Origin of the sequence: Catenulispora pinistramenti, from assembly GCF_018274385.1 — a bacterium.
Taxonomy (GTDB): domain Bacteria; phylum Actinomycetota; class Actinomycetes; order Streptomycetales; family Catenulisporaceae; genus Catenulispora; species Catenulispora pinistramenti.
On record NZ_JAAFYZ010000103.1, the window covers coordinates 1 to 15,354 of the forward strand.

Annotated in this window: 9 protein-coding genes and 1 riboswitch; of the genes, 5 read left to right on the forward strand and 4 right to left on the reverse strand. The window is 71.1% G+C overall.

Going from position 1 to position 15,354, the window contains the following annotated elements; genetic code table 11:
* Nucleotides 1-1,216: 1,216 nt before the first annotated feature.
* A complete protein-coding gene (locus KGQ19_RS26560; RefSeq protein WP_212013182.1) occupies nt 1,217-3,802 on the reverse strand; it encodes an ABC transporter permease in 2,586 nt (861 codons plus the stop codon).
* A gap of 186 nt (nt 3,803-3,988) precedes the next feature.
* A complete protein-coding gene (locus KGQ19_RS26565) occupies nt 3,989-5,197 on the reverse strand; it encodes a cation:proton antiporter (RefSeq protein ID WP_212013185.1) in 1,209 nt (402 codons plus the stop codon).
* A 136-nt stretch (nt 5,198-5,333) separates the two neighbouring features.
* Here KGQ19_RS26565 and KGQ19_RS26570 point away from each other — a divergent pair, with 136 nt between their 5' ends.
* Nucleotides 5,334-5,804, forward strand: coding sequence for a type II toxin-antitoxin system PemK/MazF family toxin (locus tag KGQ19_RS26570; protein WP_212013193.1), 471 nt, complete (start codon nt 5,334-5,336; stop codon nt 5,802-5,804).
* Between the two features lie 181 nt (nt 5,805-5,985).
* Here the strand turns inward: KGQ19_RS26570 and KGQ19_RS26575 are convergent, their stop codons facing one another.
* A complete protein-coding gene (locus tag KGQ19_RS26575; RefSeq protein ID WP_212013202.1) occupies nt 5,986-7,005 on the reverse strand; it encodes a transglycosylase SLT domain-containing protein in 1,020 nt (339 codons plus the stop codon).
* Nucleotides 7,006-7,016: 11 nt separating this feature from the next.
* Nucleotides 7,017-7,168: riboswitch (cyclic di-AMP (ydaO/yuaA leader) on the reverse strand.
* Between the two features lie 263 nt (nt 7,169-7,431).
* Between KGQ19_RS26575 and KGQ19_RS52090 the strand changes: the two genes are divergently transcribed.
* A complete protein-coding gene (locus tag KGQ19_RS52090) occupies nt 7,432-10,395 on the forward strand; it encodes an AAA family ATPase (protein ID WP_212013203.1) in 2,964 nt (987 codons plus the stop codon).
* A gap of 171 nt (nt 10,396-10,566) precedes the next feature.
* Nucleotides 10,567-11,280 (forward strand): DsbA family oxidoreductase, encoded by a 714-nt coding sequence (locus tag KGQ19_RS26585; protein ID WP_212013205.1) that lies wholly within the window; start codon nt 10,567-10,569, stop codon nt 11,278-11,280.
* A 150-nt stretch (nt 11,281-11,430) separates the two neighbouring features.
* Here the strand turns inward: KGQ19_RS26585 and KGQ19_RS26590 are convergent, their stop codons facing one another.
* A complete protein-coding gene (locus tag KGQ19_RS26590; RefSeq protein ID WP_212013207.1) occupies nt 11,431-12,447 on the reverse strand; it encodes an Lrp/AsnC family transcriptional regulator in 1,017 nt (338 codons plus the stop codon).
* A 140-nt stretch (nt 12,448-12,587) separates the two neighbouring features.
* Here KGQ19_RS26590 and KGQ19_RS26595 point away from each other — a divergent pair, with 140 nt between their 5' ends.
* Nucleotides 12,588-13,943 carry a M20 metallopeptidase family protein gene (locus KGQ19_RS26595; protein ID WP_212013209.1) on the forward strand — a complete coding sequence of 452 codons (1,356 nt, stop codon included), beginning with the start codon at nt 12,588-12,590 and terminating at the stop codon, nt 13,941-13,943.
* Nucleotides 13,943-15,343, forward strand: coding sequence for an MFS transporter (locus KGQ19_RS26600; RefSeq protein WP_212013216.1), 1,401 nt, complete (start codon nt 13,943-13,945; stop codon nt 15,341-15,343). Before KGQ19_RS26595 ends, KGQ19_RS26600 begins: the two co-directional genes overlap by 1 nt.
* The last annotated feature ends 11 nt before the right edge of the window (nt 15,344-15,354 follow it).

The window sequence follows — 15,354 nt, forward strand, 5'->3', positions numbered from 1 at the left end:
CCATCAACCGCCAGCCGCCGCCACGGATCCCCCGCATCCGCCGCCAGCAGATCAGCAATCCGAGCCGCCAGCCGCTCCGGCGAGATGGGCTCAGCACGCATCAGTCATCTCCACAGACATCTCACTTCCCAGACCGCCACACCGCGCTCGCAGCGTGCCCGCCGACAAGCCGCACGCCGCGGCTCCCGCCCCCGCCCCCGCATGCTGGTGCGCCACTCGCCCCCGCATTTCGGCACGTCACCCGCACTCGCATTTCGGTGCGTCACCCGCACTCGCATTTCGGCGCGCCGCTCGCACTCGGATGTTGGTGCGCCGCTCGGACCCGCCTGTCGGTACGGCCGGCCCGCTTGTCGCTGCCGCATCGCGTACCTGGCCGCTGCCGTGTCGCGTGCTGTTGGCTCGGGCACTTGCCTGCTGTCTTGCCGCGTTGCCCGCGCATCTGCGTGCCGGCCCGCCGCTTGCTTGTCGCTGCCGTATTGCGCACCGGCCCGCCGGCACGTCGCTGATTCGTGCACCTGCCCGCGCCGCCCACTTGTGTCTCTGTCGGCTACCATGCCGCGCATGCTCGCGCACCCGCGTGCTGGTCCGCCGCTCGCACCCGCATTTCGGCTGGCCCGCTTGTCTCTGCTGCATCGCGTACCTGGCCGCTGCCGTGCCGCGTGCTGTTGGCTCGGGCACTTGTCTGCTGTCTTGCCGCGCTGTCCGTGCGCACCTGCGTGCCGACCCGCCGCTGCTTGTCTGCCGTCGCACCGCACATCTGCTCGCCGGCACGTCGCTGATTCGCGCACCTGCCCGCGTCGCCCAACTGTGTCTCCGCCGCCGGCCACCGCGCCCCGCATGCTCGCGCACCCACGTGTTGCTGCGCCGCTCGCACCCGCATGGCGGCACGCCGGCCCGCTGTCGCTGCTGCATTGCGCACCTGCCCGCTGCTGGCTCGCGTGCCTGCTGTCTCGCCGCGCGCTGCCCGCGCGCACTTGTCTGCCAGCCCACCTAATCGTGCCTTTGCCTGCTGGGTCACCGCGCTCCGCCGACTCGCCCCGGGGCTGGCACGCCGCCCGCTCGCGCATCCGCCTGCCGCCGCACCGTGCGCATGCCGACAACGTGCTCGTGCATCTGCCAGCCAGCCAGCTCGCTGCGCACCATCCGCTTGTGCCATTGCCAGCTGGCCACCGCGCCCCGCCTGCTCCAGCACCCGCGCCAAAACCGCTGCGCCTCCTCACGAATCCGCGATTGCCGCGACGATCGACACTGAAGCCGCCCGTCGTCCCGGCAGTACCGAAGCCGCCAATCCCGCCGCCGCCGCCAGTAGCACGTACCAGACCAGCGTCAGCACCGGCACCGACAGCACCGCCCCGCCCTCGACTCGGCCGATCAGGGCCTCCAACGCGGCTGCGATCCCGACTCCGAGTGCCACCCCCATCAGTGCCCCGACCGCCGACATCAGGACCGCCTCCACCGACAGCATGCGCCGCAGCTGCCCGCGCGATAGCCCCAGTGCGCGCAGGAGTGCTGACTCGCGGGTGCGTTCCACGACCGACAGCGAGAGGGTGTTGGCGATGCCCAGTACCGCGATCACTACCGCTAGGCCGAGCATCGCGGTGAACAGTTGCAGGGTCGCGTCGGCGCTGCCGGTCAGCGAGTCCTTCTTCTCCGCCAGGCTCCCGGTGTGCAGGAACGGGTACTGCGACACCACTGAGTCGACGGCGGCCCGTGAGTCGACCGTGGAGACGCCTGGTGCGGCCAGGATGCGGACCTGGGTGTCGCCGAGTGGTTTGAACGTCGACAGGAACTGTGGGCGGGGCATCAGGACGTCGTACCAGTCGATGCCGTGGCCGGTGAAGACCTGGTAGATCAGTGCCACTCGGGCGGTCACCGGGCCGGATTGTTGGGTCTGCACGGTGATCGTGTCGCCGAGCTTCACGTGCTGCGAGTCGGCCATCTCGTTCGACAGTGCGACCGTGCCGGGGCCGAAGGCGGCCAGTGAGCCGGACTTCACCACCGGCTTGAACAGGGTGCCGTAGGCCGACGCCTCGACCGCTCCGACGTCCACCGACGTGCCGTTCAGCGTTGCCTTCGTGCCGTCCACCGCCGCGACGTGGGCCAGCTGTGGCTTGGCCCGCAGCTGGTCGGTGACCTGGAACGGGACCGTCTGGCCGGTGCCCGGCGGGTCCACGGAGTAGTCGTACGGGTTGTGCGACTCGATCCATTGTGACTGCGTCACCGTCACCGAGTCCTGGGTCACCGTGAACAGCGACATCAGCGTCACGCCGATGGTGAGTGCCGCGGTGGTGGCCGCGACGCGGCCGGGGTTGCGGCGGGCGTTGGAGCCGGCCAGCTTGGTCGGGGTGCCGAACAGCCGGCCCGGGAGCCAGTCCAGGGCCCAGATCATCGGCCCGACGATCAGCGGTCCGGCCACGATCAGCGCGGCGAAGACCAGCGCGCCGCCGCCACCGATCAGCTTCACCCCGCCGAGCAGGTCGTGCTGTCCGGTGCCGAGGGCGGCCAGCACGATGCCGACCGCGCCGAGCCCCAGCGCGACCAGCACCCGGGTCCGGCCGATCCGGCCCTGGGTGGTCTTCACCTCCTGCTGCGTGCGCAGCGCCTCGACCGGCGGCACGTTCGTCGCGGCCCGGGCCGGCAGCACCGCCGAGGCGATGGTGACCGCGAACCCGACCGCCATGCCCAGCGCGATCACCCCGCCGGACACCACGATCCCGCCCGGCGGCAGCTGGGTCGAGCTCACCGCGGCGACCACCGCGTGCAGGGCCTGCGCCACGCCGATCCCGGCCAGCACGCCGAGCGCCGAGCCGACCAGCCCGACCAGCGCGGCCTCGGCCACCGTCGCGGCGAACACCTGCCCCTTGCCGGCGCCGATGCAGCGCAGCAGCGCCACCTGCCGGATCCGCTGGGCCACCAGGATGGTGAACGTGTTGTAGATGACGAACCCGGCGACCAGCAGCGCGACCGCCCCGAAGACCTCCAGGATCTGCGGGACGTTCCCGGCGATCGACGCCCGGTGCTCCAGCACCGCCTTGGTGTACTGGGTCCCGGTCAGGACGGTGAACTGCGGCTGGCCGCCGAGCGCCGACGCCGCCTCGGACGCCAGGTGCGCCTGCGAGGTGCCGCCCTTGGCGTGCAGGTCGATCTCGTCATAGCTGGTCTTGCCGGTGAGGCTCAGCACCACCTGCGGTTCCAGCCCGACCAGGGTCCAGCCGTTGGCGCGGTTGTCCACGCCGTACTCGGCGATGCCGGCCAGCCGGAAGGTGTGGATCGCCGAGTCGTGCCCGACGACCCGGATCGTCTGGCCGACCGTCAGCTTGTGCTCGGCGGCGGTGTCCTTGTCGATGACCGCGTCCCCGGGCCCGGTCGGCCCGGTCCCGGCCACGATGGACCCCGGATACAGCGCCGGGTCGGTGGGGAACGCGAGGGCGTTGCCGGTCAGGCCGTCGGTGCGCATCGGCTGCCCGTTGGCGTCCAGCACCGGGGCCGGCCCCTTGACCTGCCCGCTGACCACCGCGTCCGAGCCGACGCGCGCCTGGATCTGGTCCACGACCGACGGCGTGAGCAGCGACGGCGGCGTCGGCGGCGCGGTGGTGTTCGGGTAGACGGCCGACCCGGTCTGCTGCACGGCCACGTCCACGTTCTGCGCGGCCCGCGCGTACCCGTAGTTGAAGGCCTGGTTGATGGACCCGGAGAGCAGGAACGTCCCGGTCACGAAGGCGATGCCGAGCACGATCGACAAGCAGGTCAGCGCCAGGCGCACCGCATCGGCGCGCAACCCGGCCAGCACTACCTTCAGCATGCGCACCTCCTCGGGATGGATCTTCGGGCTCACGTCTCCAGGACCGGATCATCGTAACTTTCCTGGCGTGACTATCCTCGCGTGCCCGGCGTGGGCTGCGCATCGGACTATGGTCGGGTTCGGGACCCGGTGTCTCCGACCACGGGGGCCCGGTGTCTCCGACCACGGGGGGATATATCGAGGTCGTCACCAGCTCTCGGCAGCTTCTTCCCACCCCTGCGGAGCCCGCGTGCTCCCGCTCACCTTCAGCGCCAGGAATGGATAGAGGAGCACCGACAGCATCCCCGCGCCCACCATCGCGGCCGCGGTCGACGACTTCAACGTCCCGCGCTCCACCCCGATCGCGGTGATGGCCACGATCAGCGGCAGCCCCGTGGCCGCATACAGCGCGATGGCCCGCCGGCCCCGTGAGCTGGTGCCCTCCGGCGCGGTCAGGAAGCTCGGCAAGCCGCGCGTCACCAGGAACAGCCCCAAGAACAGCGGCACCAGCCCGACCGTGGCCCAGTTCGAGGTCAGGGCCTTGAGGTCGTAGCCGATCCCGGTCTCGATGAAGAACACCGGGATCAGGAAACCGAAGCCGATCGCCTCCAGCTTCGCGGTGATCCGTTCGGCGCGCTCCGGATCCCCGCTGTGGAACAGGATGCGCATGATGACGCCGGCGGCGAACGCGCCGAGCAGCATGTCCACGCCCAGCGCCACGGTCGCGCCGATCATCGCCATCAGCAGCGCGATGACCAGCCGGACGGCGAACTGCCCGGAGGTCTCCATGGTGATGTCGGCCAGCCGGTGCACGGCGGTGTGCTCGCCGCGCACCGCGATCACCACCCCGGCCGCGGCGATCAGTGCGAACGCCGTCAGGTAGACCATCGCCTCGCCGGGTTTGCGGCCGTCCAGGAACAGGGTCATGGCGATGATCGGCGCGAACTCCCCGACCGCGCCGACCGCCATCACCACGTTGCCCAGCGGCGTGCCGACCTCGCCGGCGTCCCGCAGCACCGGCAGGATCGTGCCCAGCGCGGTGGTGCTCAGCGCGATGCCGACGATCACGCCGCTCTTCGCCGACGGCGCCAGCAGCAGGCCCAGGCTGACGCCGAGCACCGCCGACATCGCCCAGCCCAGCAGCGCGCGGTTCAGCGGGGCGCCGCGCAGCCGGTCGAAGTCGATCTCGTAGCCGGCCATGAAGAACAGCATCGCCAGGCCGAACTGGGACAACGCCTGCACGTAGTCGTCATCGTGGGCCCAGCCGAGCACGTCCGGGCCGACCAGGATGCCGAGCACGATCTCGAACACCACCAGCGGCACCGGCGCCTTGCGTCCGGCCAGGTCGGCCAGCGGCGGGGACAGGACCGCGATGACGGCCACCAGCAGCATGGTCGCCAGAGAGTGCGTCGTCACACAGGGATTGTCCGGGCCCTGAGGTGCGTTCGGCCGGGTGTGGGAGCGGTGCGGCGTGGCGTTCACTCGTTAGGCGCAGCGCGCGGCTCAATGGCGGTTGGCGGCCCCGCTCAATCCTTTGGCATAGTTCGGCGCCATGGCAGAGCATGAGCACGACCAGTGGGGGAACTCGCCCGGCCGGTTCCCGCCCTTCGATACCGTCGAGATCGACCCGCACAAGATCGGCGCGGTGCACACCGAGTGGGATCCCGAGGAGGACCACCACCCGGATCCCGGCGAGATCGTCTGGACCTGGGTTCCCTACGAGGAGCACGACGGGCGCGGCAAGGACCGCCCGGTGCTGCTGGTGGCCCGGGGCAAGGCGACCGGCAACTTCCTGGCGATCAAGCTGACCAGCAAGTGGCACTCGGACGCCGAGAACTGGGTCAGCATCGGCACCGGCGACTGGGACCGGGACGCGCGCGAGTCCTGGGCGGTGATCGACCGCGTGGTGCGGGTGCACCCCGAGGGCGTACGGCGCGAGGGCCACGCGCTGGAACGCGGCGACTTCGACAACGTCATCGGCCACCTGCACAAGCGCTACGGCTGGACCGGCGAGGGCTTCTGAGCCGCAGCGTTCATGAGCCCGATGGCTCAGGCTCATGCCCGAGCCCGACGCCATGAGGCCGAAGCACGGCTGAAGCACGGTCGAACCACGGCTTAAGCACGGCTTAAGCACGGCCGAAGCCCCCGAGCGCGTCCGCGCTCGGGGGCTTCCGGGTCTCACACGAGATCTGACCGCGTCGGGATCAGTACCCGTACCAGCAGGAACCGCCACAGCGGGCCGCCACGACCGAGTCCAGCGAGCCGTAAGTGGCCGCCGCGTACCGGACGCCGGCGATGATGTTGTCCACCGGGTTGTAGATGTCGGTGTGGCCGGTCAGCGCGTAGGCGTTGAACGTCGGGGAGATGGTCTGCATCAGACCGATCGACGGGTGGCCGGCGGCGGCGTTGGAGTCCCAGCCGTTGGTGGCGCTCGGGTTACCGGCCGACTCGTGCATCACGGTCTGGTAGATCGCGTTGTACGAGACGTAGTACCCGTTGGAGTTCAGGATCGAGATGGCTTCCTTGATCCAGCCGTCCAGGTTGTTGGCGTAGGAGCCGGTCGACGCCGAAGAGTTCTGGTAGCTCTGGGTCTGCGTCTGGGTGCCCTGGCTGCTCTGCGAGCTCTTGCTGGACGACTGCGCCGACTGGTTCGACTGGTTCGACTGCGTCGACTGGGAGTTCTGCACCGGGGCGGACTCCGTGACCGGCTGGTTCGAGGTCGAGGTCGAGGCCGGGGCCGCGGAACCGTCGGCGTTCGGCAGGTTCAGCACCCAGCCGATCAGGATCAGGTTCGGGTCCTGCAGCTTCTGCCCGTTGGCCTGGGCCTTGCCGGTGTTGAGCTTGAAGATCTCCGGGTACTTGCTGCCGTCGCCGAGCTTGGCCTGGGCTATGCCGGACAGGGTGTCGCCGGCGTGGACCGTGTAGGTCGCGGACTGCGGGGCGGCGTCGGCCTTGGGGGCCACGGCGGCCTTCGGGGCCACGGCGGCGGCCGGTGCGGCGTGCGCCGGGGCGGCTGCGTGAGCCGGAGCGGCGGCGGCGAGCGCGGCGGCCACGGCCGAGGCCGGAGCCGGCGCCAGGGCCGGGGCGGCCGCCGGGGCGGCGTGCGGGGCGGCGGCGAACGCCGGGGCCGCGGAGGCCAGAGTCGGGACGGCGACCGCGCCGAGGGCGGCGGCGGTCAGGGTCAGGCCGCGGGAGCGGCGGCTGAGCACCAAGGGTGTGCGCATGTGCGTAGTTGTCTTCCTCTTTGACCGCCTACCGGGTTAGCTGACGGGTTCGGGCGAAAGAGGCTGCCCTACCACTTCGGAAGCGGATTCACCCCATTGGGACGTGGGTCCCCGGTTCCCGTCCGGCGCTTTGCGCGCTTTTGGGATTCGGCGTAGGCCGCCGGTGTCCCGTCTTCCGGGTCTCGGACCGGCGTGCCTGGTCTGCGACCGTAGCGGCCCGGACTGGGGAAAAGCACGCTGAGACGGTCACGAAAAGGTAACAACGCGCTAGGTAGCTGCGCGTTCTATATCCAGTAATTGATTTAGCTCGGAATTCAGAGGGATGAATCGGGCATAAGGTATTTCGCCGTACCTCAGAGACGCTCAGTACACGAGCCGGTACTTCGGACTCGCCAACAGGACGCGCACGGGAGGACACTTCCTTGCGTGAAGGACGCACCAGCGATACTCGGCCGGCAGCAGACGCTCGAGAAGTGCATGGCGGCACTGGCCGCCGGCGGCGGCGTGCTGGTGAGCGGTCCGGCCGGGATCGGCAAATCGGCGCTGCTGGACGCGATCGGCTCGGCGTGCGCGGCCGCCGGGCAACTGGTGCTGCGCAGCGCGTCGGCCGCCGCCGAGTCCTGGCTCCCCTACCTCGGGCTCTACGACCTGTTCTCCGACGCGGTCGCCGCCCGGCCCGAAGTGGTCCCCTACCACCTGCGCTCGGCCTTCGACGGCGTGCTGATGCGCTCGGTCCCCGACGGCGCGGCCACCGACCAGCTCGCGATCCGGGTCGCCGTAGTCGAAGCACTACGCGCGCTGTCCTCGGAACGGCCGGTCCTGCTGATCCTCGACGACGTGAACTGCCTGGACTCGGCCACCGCCGAGGTCCTGGCCTTCGCCGTGCGCCGCCGCCAAGGCAGCCGCGTCCGCGTGCTCGCCGCCGAGCGGTTGTCCGAAGGACAGGAACCCACATGGTGGGGACTCCTGCCGGAGGACGCGGTCGAGATCGCCCTGGGCAACCTGCCCGGCCCGGTGGTCTCCGAACTGCTGCGGACCCGCCTCGGCTTGCGTCCCACCGACAAACTGTCGCAACGGATCCGCGACGCCGCGGGCGGTAACCCCTTCTACGCACTGGAGTTGGGCCGTGCCGCACTGCGATCGGGAACCGTGGTGCAGCCCGGCGACCCGCTACTGGTCCCGGAACGTCTGCGCGGCCTGCTCGCCGACCGCCTGCACGCGTTGCCGAAGGCCGCCCGCGACGCGCTCCTGCTGATCTCGACGGCCGCCCGCCCGCCACGGGAACTGCTGGCCGGGCACGAGTGGGGACTGTCCCAAGCGCTGGCCTCGGGCATCATCGTTTCCGGACGGGACCTGGAGCCGCGCTTCGCGCACCCGCTGTTGCGCGAGATCGTGTATGCGGACGCTGATATAGAGGCCCGCCGCGAATGCCACGCGAAGCTCGCGCAGGCCCACGACGACCCGCTGGAGCGGGCTCGGCACCACGCGCTGGCGACGGCCGACTCGACCGAAGACCTGGCGGCGGAACTGGAAGAGGCGGCACGGATCGCGGTGCATCGCGGAGCGCCGGGGACTGCTGCGGAACTGTTCCGGATGGCCGCCGAGCGGACGCCTGCCACCGGTGGCGTGGCGGTGCAGAGCGGGACGCCTGCTACTGGCAGCGCGGCGGCGCGAACGGGGACGCCTGCCAGCGATGGTGCGGCGGCGCGAAACGGAACGCCGGTAGCCGGTAGCGCAGTGGTGAACGGTACCGACACCCTGTCGGCGACAGCCGCTCCCGACGCTCATGACGACGCCGCCGCGACGAACGTGAAGCCCGGCGCCGGCCTGGCGAATGTCGGCGTGACACCGGCGGACACCGACGTGGCGTCCCGTCGCCTCCTGGAAGCCGCCCGCGCCGCCTTCGACGCGGGCCTTCCGCGCCAAGCCCGCGACGCCGCCGAGCGGGTCGCGGCCGGACCCGACCCGGCCTGCCGTGTCGGCGCGCGGATGCTGCTGGTCGAACTCGACGACGACATATCCGTGCAGGCCGCCCTTCTCGAGGCGTCCGAGGCCGACGCCGCGGGGCGTCCGGACTTGCAGGCGCGGGTCAGCCTTCAGCGCGCGGACCACGCCTTCCGTTCCGGTTCCGTCGAAGCGGCGATCGCGGCCCTGGCGCGGGCTGAGGAGTACGCGCTGTCCACCGGCGACCGCAATCTGCGGGCGGAATCGATCGCGATGCGCGTGCCGACCGAGATCCAGACCGATCCGGAGCGGGCCATCGAGTCGCTGGAGGAGGCCGAGGCGCTGGGGCTCGGCGGCGATCTGACGCTGCCGTCCATCGCGGTTCGCAAGTCCCTGATCATCTGGTTCCTGCGCCGGGGCGACGTCGCCGACGCCTTGGCGACCGCCTCCCGACTGCGGGCCGACGTCGAGCGGGCCGGGCGACTGCGCGACCTCGGTGACGTTCTGCACCTGGTGGCCTCGGTCAACGAGCGTGCCGGCCTGTGCCGTCAGGCGCACGAGGCGGCGCTGCTCGGCAGCCGGCTGCGAGCCGAGACCGGCTCTTCGAGCGTGCAGGCGCTGATCCTGACCGCCGCGGCCGAGCTGTCCGGCGGGAGCGCCGAGGCCGCGGTGGAGGTGGCGCAGCGTGCCATCGAGGCCGGCACCGCGTCCGGCGATTCGGAGTTCACCGGCTACGCGCACGCTTTCCTGGGGCGTGCCGAACTACTGTTGGACCGCTCCTCGCAGGCCGCGCACCACCTGGCCCGTGGCAGGACCCTGATGCGGAACGTCGGCATGGTCGACCCGGCGACGTTTCTGGTCGACGCCGACCTCGCCGAGACCCTGGCGCGCTGCGGCTCGTTCTCCGCCGCCGACCGGATACTCGACGAGGCGCAGGAAGCCGCCCGGCGCCTGGAGCGCGACGTGGTGAAGCTCGGCCTGACCCGGGCCCGCCTGCTGCGCCACGGCCTGGCCGCCGACGCCCGCGAGGCCGCCGACCGGCTCCGGGCCGCGATCCCGGCCGAACACGCCTATCCGCTGGAGATAGCCCGCGCCGAGGTCACCCTGGGCGAACTGGAACGCCGGGCCCGCCGCCGCGCCGCCGCCCGCACCGCCTGGGAATCGGCGGCGGCGGCCTACGCGGCGGCCGGTTGCAGCCCCTGGCTCCGCTTCGTCCAAGGCCGCCTGGCCCGCCTGGACACCCCGGCCGAACCGTTGAGCGCCACCGAGCGCCAGATCGTCGAACTGGTCCGCTCCGGCGCCACCAACCGCCAGATCGCCGCCGCACTCCAAGTGTCGGTGAAGGCCGTCGAAGGCAACCTGACCCGCCTCTTCCGCCGCTTCGGCGTCAGCAGCCGCGCCGAACTCGCCGGCGCGGAGCCGGTGGCGCGGGTGGAGCACGTGTGACGCGGGTGGAGCACGGGTGATGGACGGAGACCGGGGTCACGTCCACACCCGGAATTCCGTGAGGTAGTTCACCGTTGAACGAGATGTGTGGGCCCCAACCCCCTCCGGGCCCACACATCTATACGTGAGCGACCTACTAATAGCGACCTACCAGCAAGGAAGTGAACCACCGTGCGCGTCGAGATCTGGAGTGACGTCGCCTGCCCCTGGTGCTACATCGGCAAGGCGCGTTTCGAGCAGGGCCTGCAGGCCTTCGCCCACAAGGACGACGTCGAGGTGGTCTTCCGCTCCTTCGAACTGGACCCGCAGCGGGCGAAGGGCGACACCGTCCAGGTCCTGCCGATGCTGGCCGGCAAGTACGGCATGAGTCTGGAGCAGGCCAAGCAGGCTGAGGCGCGGGTGGCGGCGAACGCCGCTGACGCCGGGCTGGGCTACCTGGCCGAGGGCCGGGACCACGGCAACACCTTCGACATCCACCGCGTCCTGCACTTCGCGAAGACGCGCGGGAAGCAGAACGAGCTCCTGGACTTGGCGTACACGGCGAACTTCGCTGAGGAGCGCTCGGTCTTCGACGACGAGCGGCTGGTGGAGCTCGCGGTCCAGGCGGGCCTGGACGAGACCGAGGTCCGTGCGGTGCTGGCCGACGCGACCGCGTTCGCGGCCGACGTGCGCGCCGACGAGCAGGAGGCGCAGATGCTGGGCGCCAATGGGGTGCCGTTCTTCGTGCTGGATCGCAAGTTCGGCGTGTCTGGCGGCCAGCCGGCCGAGGTGTTCACGGAGGCGTTGCAGGAGGCGTGGGCCGCTCAGGCGCCGGCGCTGAAGGTCGTCGGCAACGCTGCGCCGGACGGTGCGGTGTGCGGGCCCGATGGCTGCGAGATTCCGTAGCTGCAAGCCCGACCTGGAATTTTTTGAACGCTGATGCCCGTCCCCGAGTGGGATGGGCATCGTGCGGTCTGGCTTCGCTCTGGCGGCTCGACCGTAGCCGGTACGGCGTCCCGGCGACCGATCACCGGTACTCGCCCATGAATTGACGAATCACGGCTGCCAGATGTCGATCGGCGTGGAGTCCACCGCGGCGCCCCGCTCGTCGAAGAGACGGCCCATGTGTTTGAGGGTGCGCAGGCATACGCCACGCCGCGTCACGACCAGCTCGGGATGGCCGGTGGCGAGTGCGGCTTCCCACTCCGGGAGGTCGGCGGCGTCGCGGAGCCAGACGATCAGCAAAAGGTTCTCGGCACCGGTCATGCCGGCCGCCAGACGGGTCTCGGGCAGGTGCGCCGCGGCTCGGGCCACGGTGGCCAGCCGCGCCGCGGGCACCTGGCAGCGTAGAACGGCGGTGACCGGCCAGCCGGAGACCGACTGGGCGATCTCGCAGCGCATCCGGATTCTGCCGTCGGCGAGCAGGCGGGCCAGCCGGCGGCGGACCGTGGCGTCGCTGACGCCGACGCGTGCCGCCAATTCGGTGTGGGACCGGCGCGCGTCGGTGGTCAGGGCTCTGATCAGGTCCTCGTCGGTGTCGTCCAGGGCTCGGAGGTTCTCCTCCATCGGACCGCCGGGTCCGCGCAGTTCGTGCTGTCGGGCGGGTTCCAGTGTGCCCAGACGCCATCTGCTGGCCTCGCTGAAGGTGGTGACCAACAGTTCGGGGTGGTGAGCGCGTACGCCGGGCAGGGCGTCCAGTTCCCGGCGGCTGTAGGCGGAGGCGGCAGGAAGGTCGGCGACGGCGATCGCGGCCAGCAGGGGGCGCGCGCCGGTCATGTGGTGCAGGTAGATGACGTGCGGCTGGGCCAGGAGGTGGTCGACCGCCGGGTTCAGGCCGTTCGGCGCGCACTCGATCTCGACGTACATCATGCGCAGCAGGCCGGTTCGGGCGATCGGGCCGGGCACGCAGAACGTCCAGGCCAGTCCGGCTTTCTCCAGACGTTCCCATCGTCTGGCCACGGTCACCGGGTCGATGTCCAGGGCCCGGCCGAGGACGGACCAGGAAGCCCGGGGGTTGAGTTGCAGCGCGTGGATCAACTCCAGGTCGAGCTCGTCGACCAGATCCTGCGGCATGGGCCCTCCAGGCGGTCGGAATCGGGATCATGGTGCGGGGGTTCGGCCGTCGTGTGCAGGATTCCTGCACCTGATCGGCCATTCGCGACGGCATGCTGATCCTAATGGGTACCCCTGGCCCCGGCTTTCTGGAGTACCTCATGCCGCTACGCGATGACGCCCGCCTGCTGACCGACGACCTGGTCGGTCTGCGGCGGGAACTGCACGCCGATCCGGAGTTGGGACGCGCGCTTCCCCGCACCCAGCGTCGGGTGCTGGCCGCACTCGACGGGCTTCCCCTGGAGGTCGCCGTCGGCACGGAACTGTCGTCGGTCACCGCGGTGCTGCGCGGTGCCCGCCCCGGTCCGACAGTGCTGTTACGGGCCGACATGGACGCGCTGCCGGTCACCGAGGACACCGATCTGCCCTTCGCATCCCGGAACGCCGGGGTCATGCATGCCTGTGGTCACGACCTGCACACGGCGATGCTGGTCGGCGCGGCCCGGTTGCTGGCCGACCGCCGCGACGCGCTGGCCGGTTCGGTGGTGTTCATGTTCCAGCCGGACGAGGAGGGCACCGACGGCGGTGGCGCGGAGCAGATGCTCGCCGAAGGGCTGCTCGATGCCTCCGGTGAGCGACCGCTGGCCGCGTATGCGCTGCACGTGGCCGCCAACCGTCTACCGCGCGGTCTGTTCGCCAGCCGACCGGGCACGGCCACGGCGGCGTCAGACGGATTGGAAGTCACCTTCCGCGGTCGTGGCGGACACGGCTCGGCTCCGCACAAAGCGCTCGACCCTATTCCGGCGTTGTGTGAGGCGGTCACCGCTCTGCAGACCTTCGTGACGCGCCGCTTCGACGTCTTCGACCCGGTCGTGCTGACGGTGGGCGCGATCCGCGGCGGCACCAAGGCCAACGTGATCCCCGGCGACGCCTCGTTTTCCGCGACGGTCCGTACCTTCTCGCCGGCCGCGCGAACTCTGATGCGACAGGGCACCGCAACCCTGGTCGAGAACATCGCGGCGGCTCACGGCCTGGCAGCACAGGTCGATTACCGACTGGGGTATCCGGCCACGGTCAACGACGCGGCCGAGGTCTCGCTCGCTGCGGACGCCGTCACCGAGCTGTTCGGTCCGGGCCGCTACTTCTCCGCGCCGCACCCGACACCGGGGGGCGAGGACATGGCGTTCGTGCTGAACCAGGTTCCCGGCGCCTACCTGATGCTGGGCGCCTGCCCGCCGGACCGGGATCCGGACACGGCCCCGTACAACCACTCGCCGCAGGCGGTCTTCGACGATGCCGTGCTGCCGGACGGCGCCGCGTTTCTGGCGCAGGCGGCGGCCGCCCGCCTCGCGGTCGCAGGAACGGGAGCCAAAGCCGAAGCTAAAAACGGAGCCAAAGCCAGGGCCGGAGCCGGAACCGAAGCCGAAGCCGGAACCGGAACCGAAGCCGAAGCCGAAGCCGAAGCCGGAACCGGCGGCCGGCCGCGAGGTCCCCGCGCCGCGAAGGCCGGCGCCTGATGGCCGAGGCGGCCACGCTCGGCACCCCGCCCGCCGTGGCGCCGAAACCGGCCCTGATCCGCCGCGAGCTGGCCGCCTTACTGGTCCTCGCCGTGTCCAGCGGGTTCCAGCAAGGCTATTTCGTCCCGTTGTTCCCGATCGTCACCGACCGCTACCGGATCGGTGTGGCGGCCCTGGCCTGGACGGTCACGGCTCCGGCGCTGGTGGCTGTCGTGGCCACCCCGGTCCTCGGCGTCCTCGGCGATCGCCTGGGCCATGCGCGGGTTCTGCGGGCGACCGCCTGTGCGGTGGCCGCCGGTGCGATGCTGATCGCCTTCGCACCGGACTACCCGGTGCTGCTGTGCGGCCGGGTCCTGCAGGGATTGCTCGCGGGGTTCCTGCCGCTGATGTTCGCGCTGATCCGCGCACGCCACAGCGCCGAGGACACCCGGCGGGCGATCGCTCATCTGTCCGGGGCGCTGCTGTCCGGTGTGCTGATCGGCAACGTCTGCGCCTCGAAGTTGCAGACTGTTGCGTTGTCGGTGGCTGCCGTCGGCGCCGTCATGGGTGTGGTCATGCTGTGGCGCGTTCCCGAACGTGGCACCCGTCCACGCCTCACCCCCGAAGCGGCGGGCGTCGACTGGTGGGGAGCTGTCCTGCTGGCGGCGGGACTGGTACCGATCCTGCTGGCGCTGCATGAAGGTGCGGCTTGGGGTTGGCGCTCGCTGCCGGTGATCGGGTGTGTGGCCGCCGGGATGTCTTCGCTGGTGACGTGGGCGGTCGTGGAGCGGCGCCGTGCGGCTCCGCTGATCGACGTGCGCCGGCTCTTCCGCCCCCGGCTGCTGCCGGTCTTCGTCCTCGGCTGGTGCGTGCACTTCGTGGTGATCGGCGGACAGATCTCGTACACCACCTACTTCACGGCGCGCGGCGGACTGGGGCTATCCGCATCAGCGGTGGGGCCCATCCTGCTACCCGCCTTCAGCGCGATGGCGTTGCTCAGTGCCCTGACGGCCCGCATCGGCAAGGCGATCGGCTACCGGGCGGCCCTGGTCCTCGGCGCGGCGCTGCTGCTGGCCGGGGCGGGCGGGGTGCTGGTCCGCCACGGCAGCGGTGCCGACTTCGCGGTGCTGCTCGCTCTGGCGGGCGCCGGGATGGGCCTGATCGCCGGTGCCGGCCGCATCCTGGTGATCGACGCGGTCCGGCCCGAGGAGGTCGCGACCAGCGAGGGGTTGTTCGAGCTGCTGATCACCCTGGGGGCGGCGGTCGGCTCGGCCGGCTACGCCGCGATCCTGTCCTCGGGCGCGAACAGCGACGGAAGCGGTGGCTACCAGGCCGCCTGGAGTGTCGGTGCGGCGGTGGCGGCGACCGGTCTGATCGCCGCCACCGTTCTCGCCTGCCGCCGGGGGCGGGACGAGGCCTGAGGGAGCCGCCG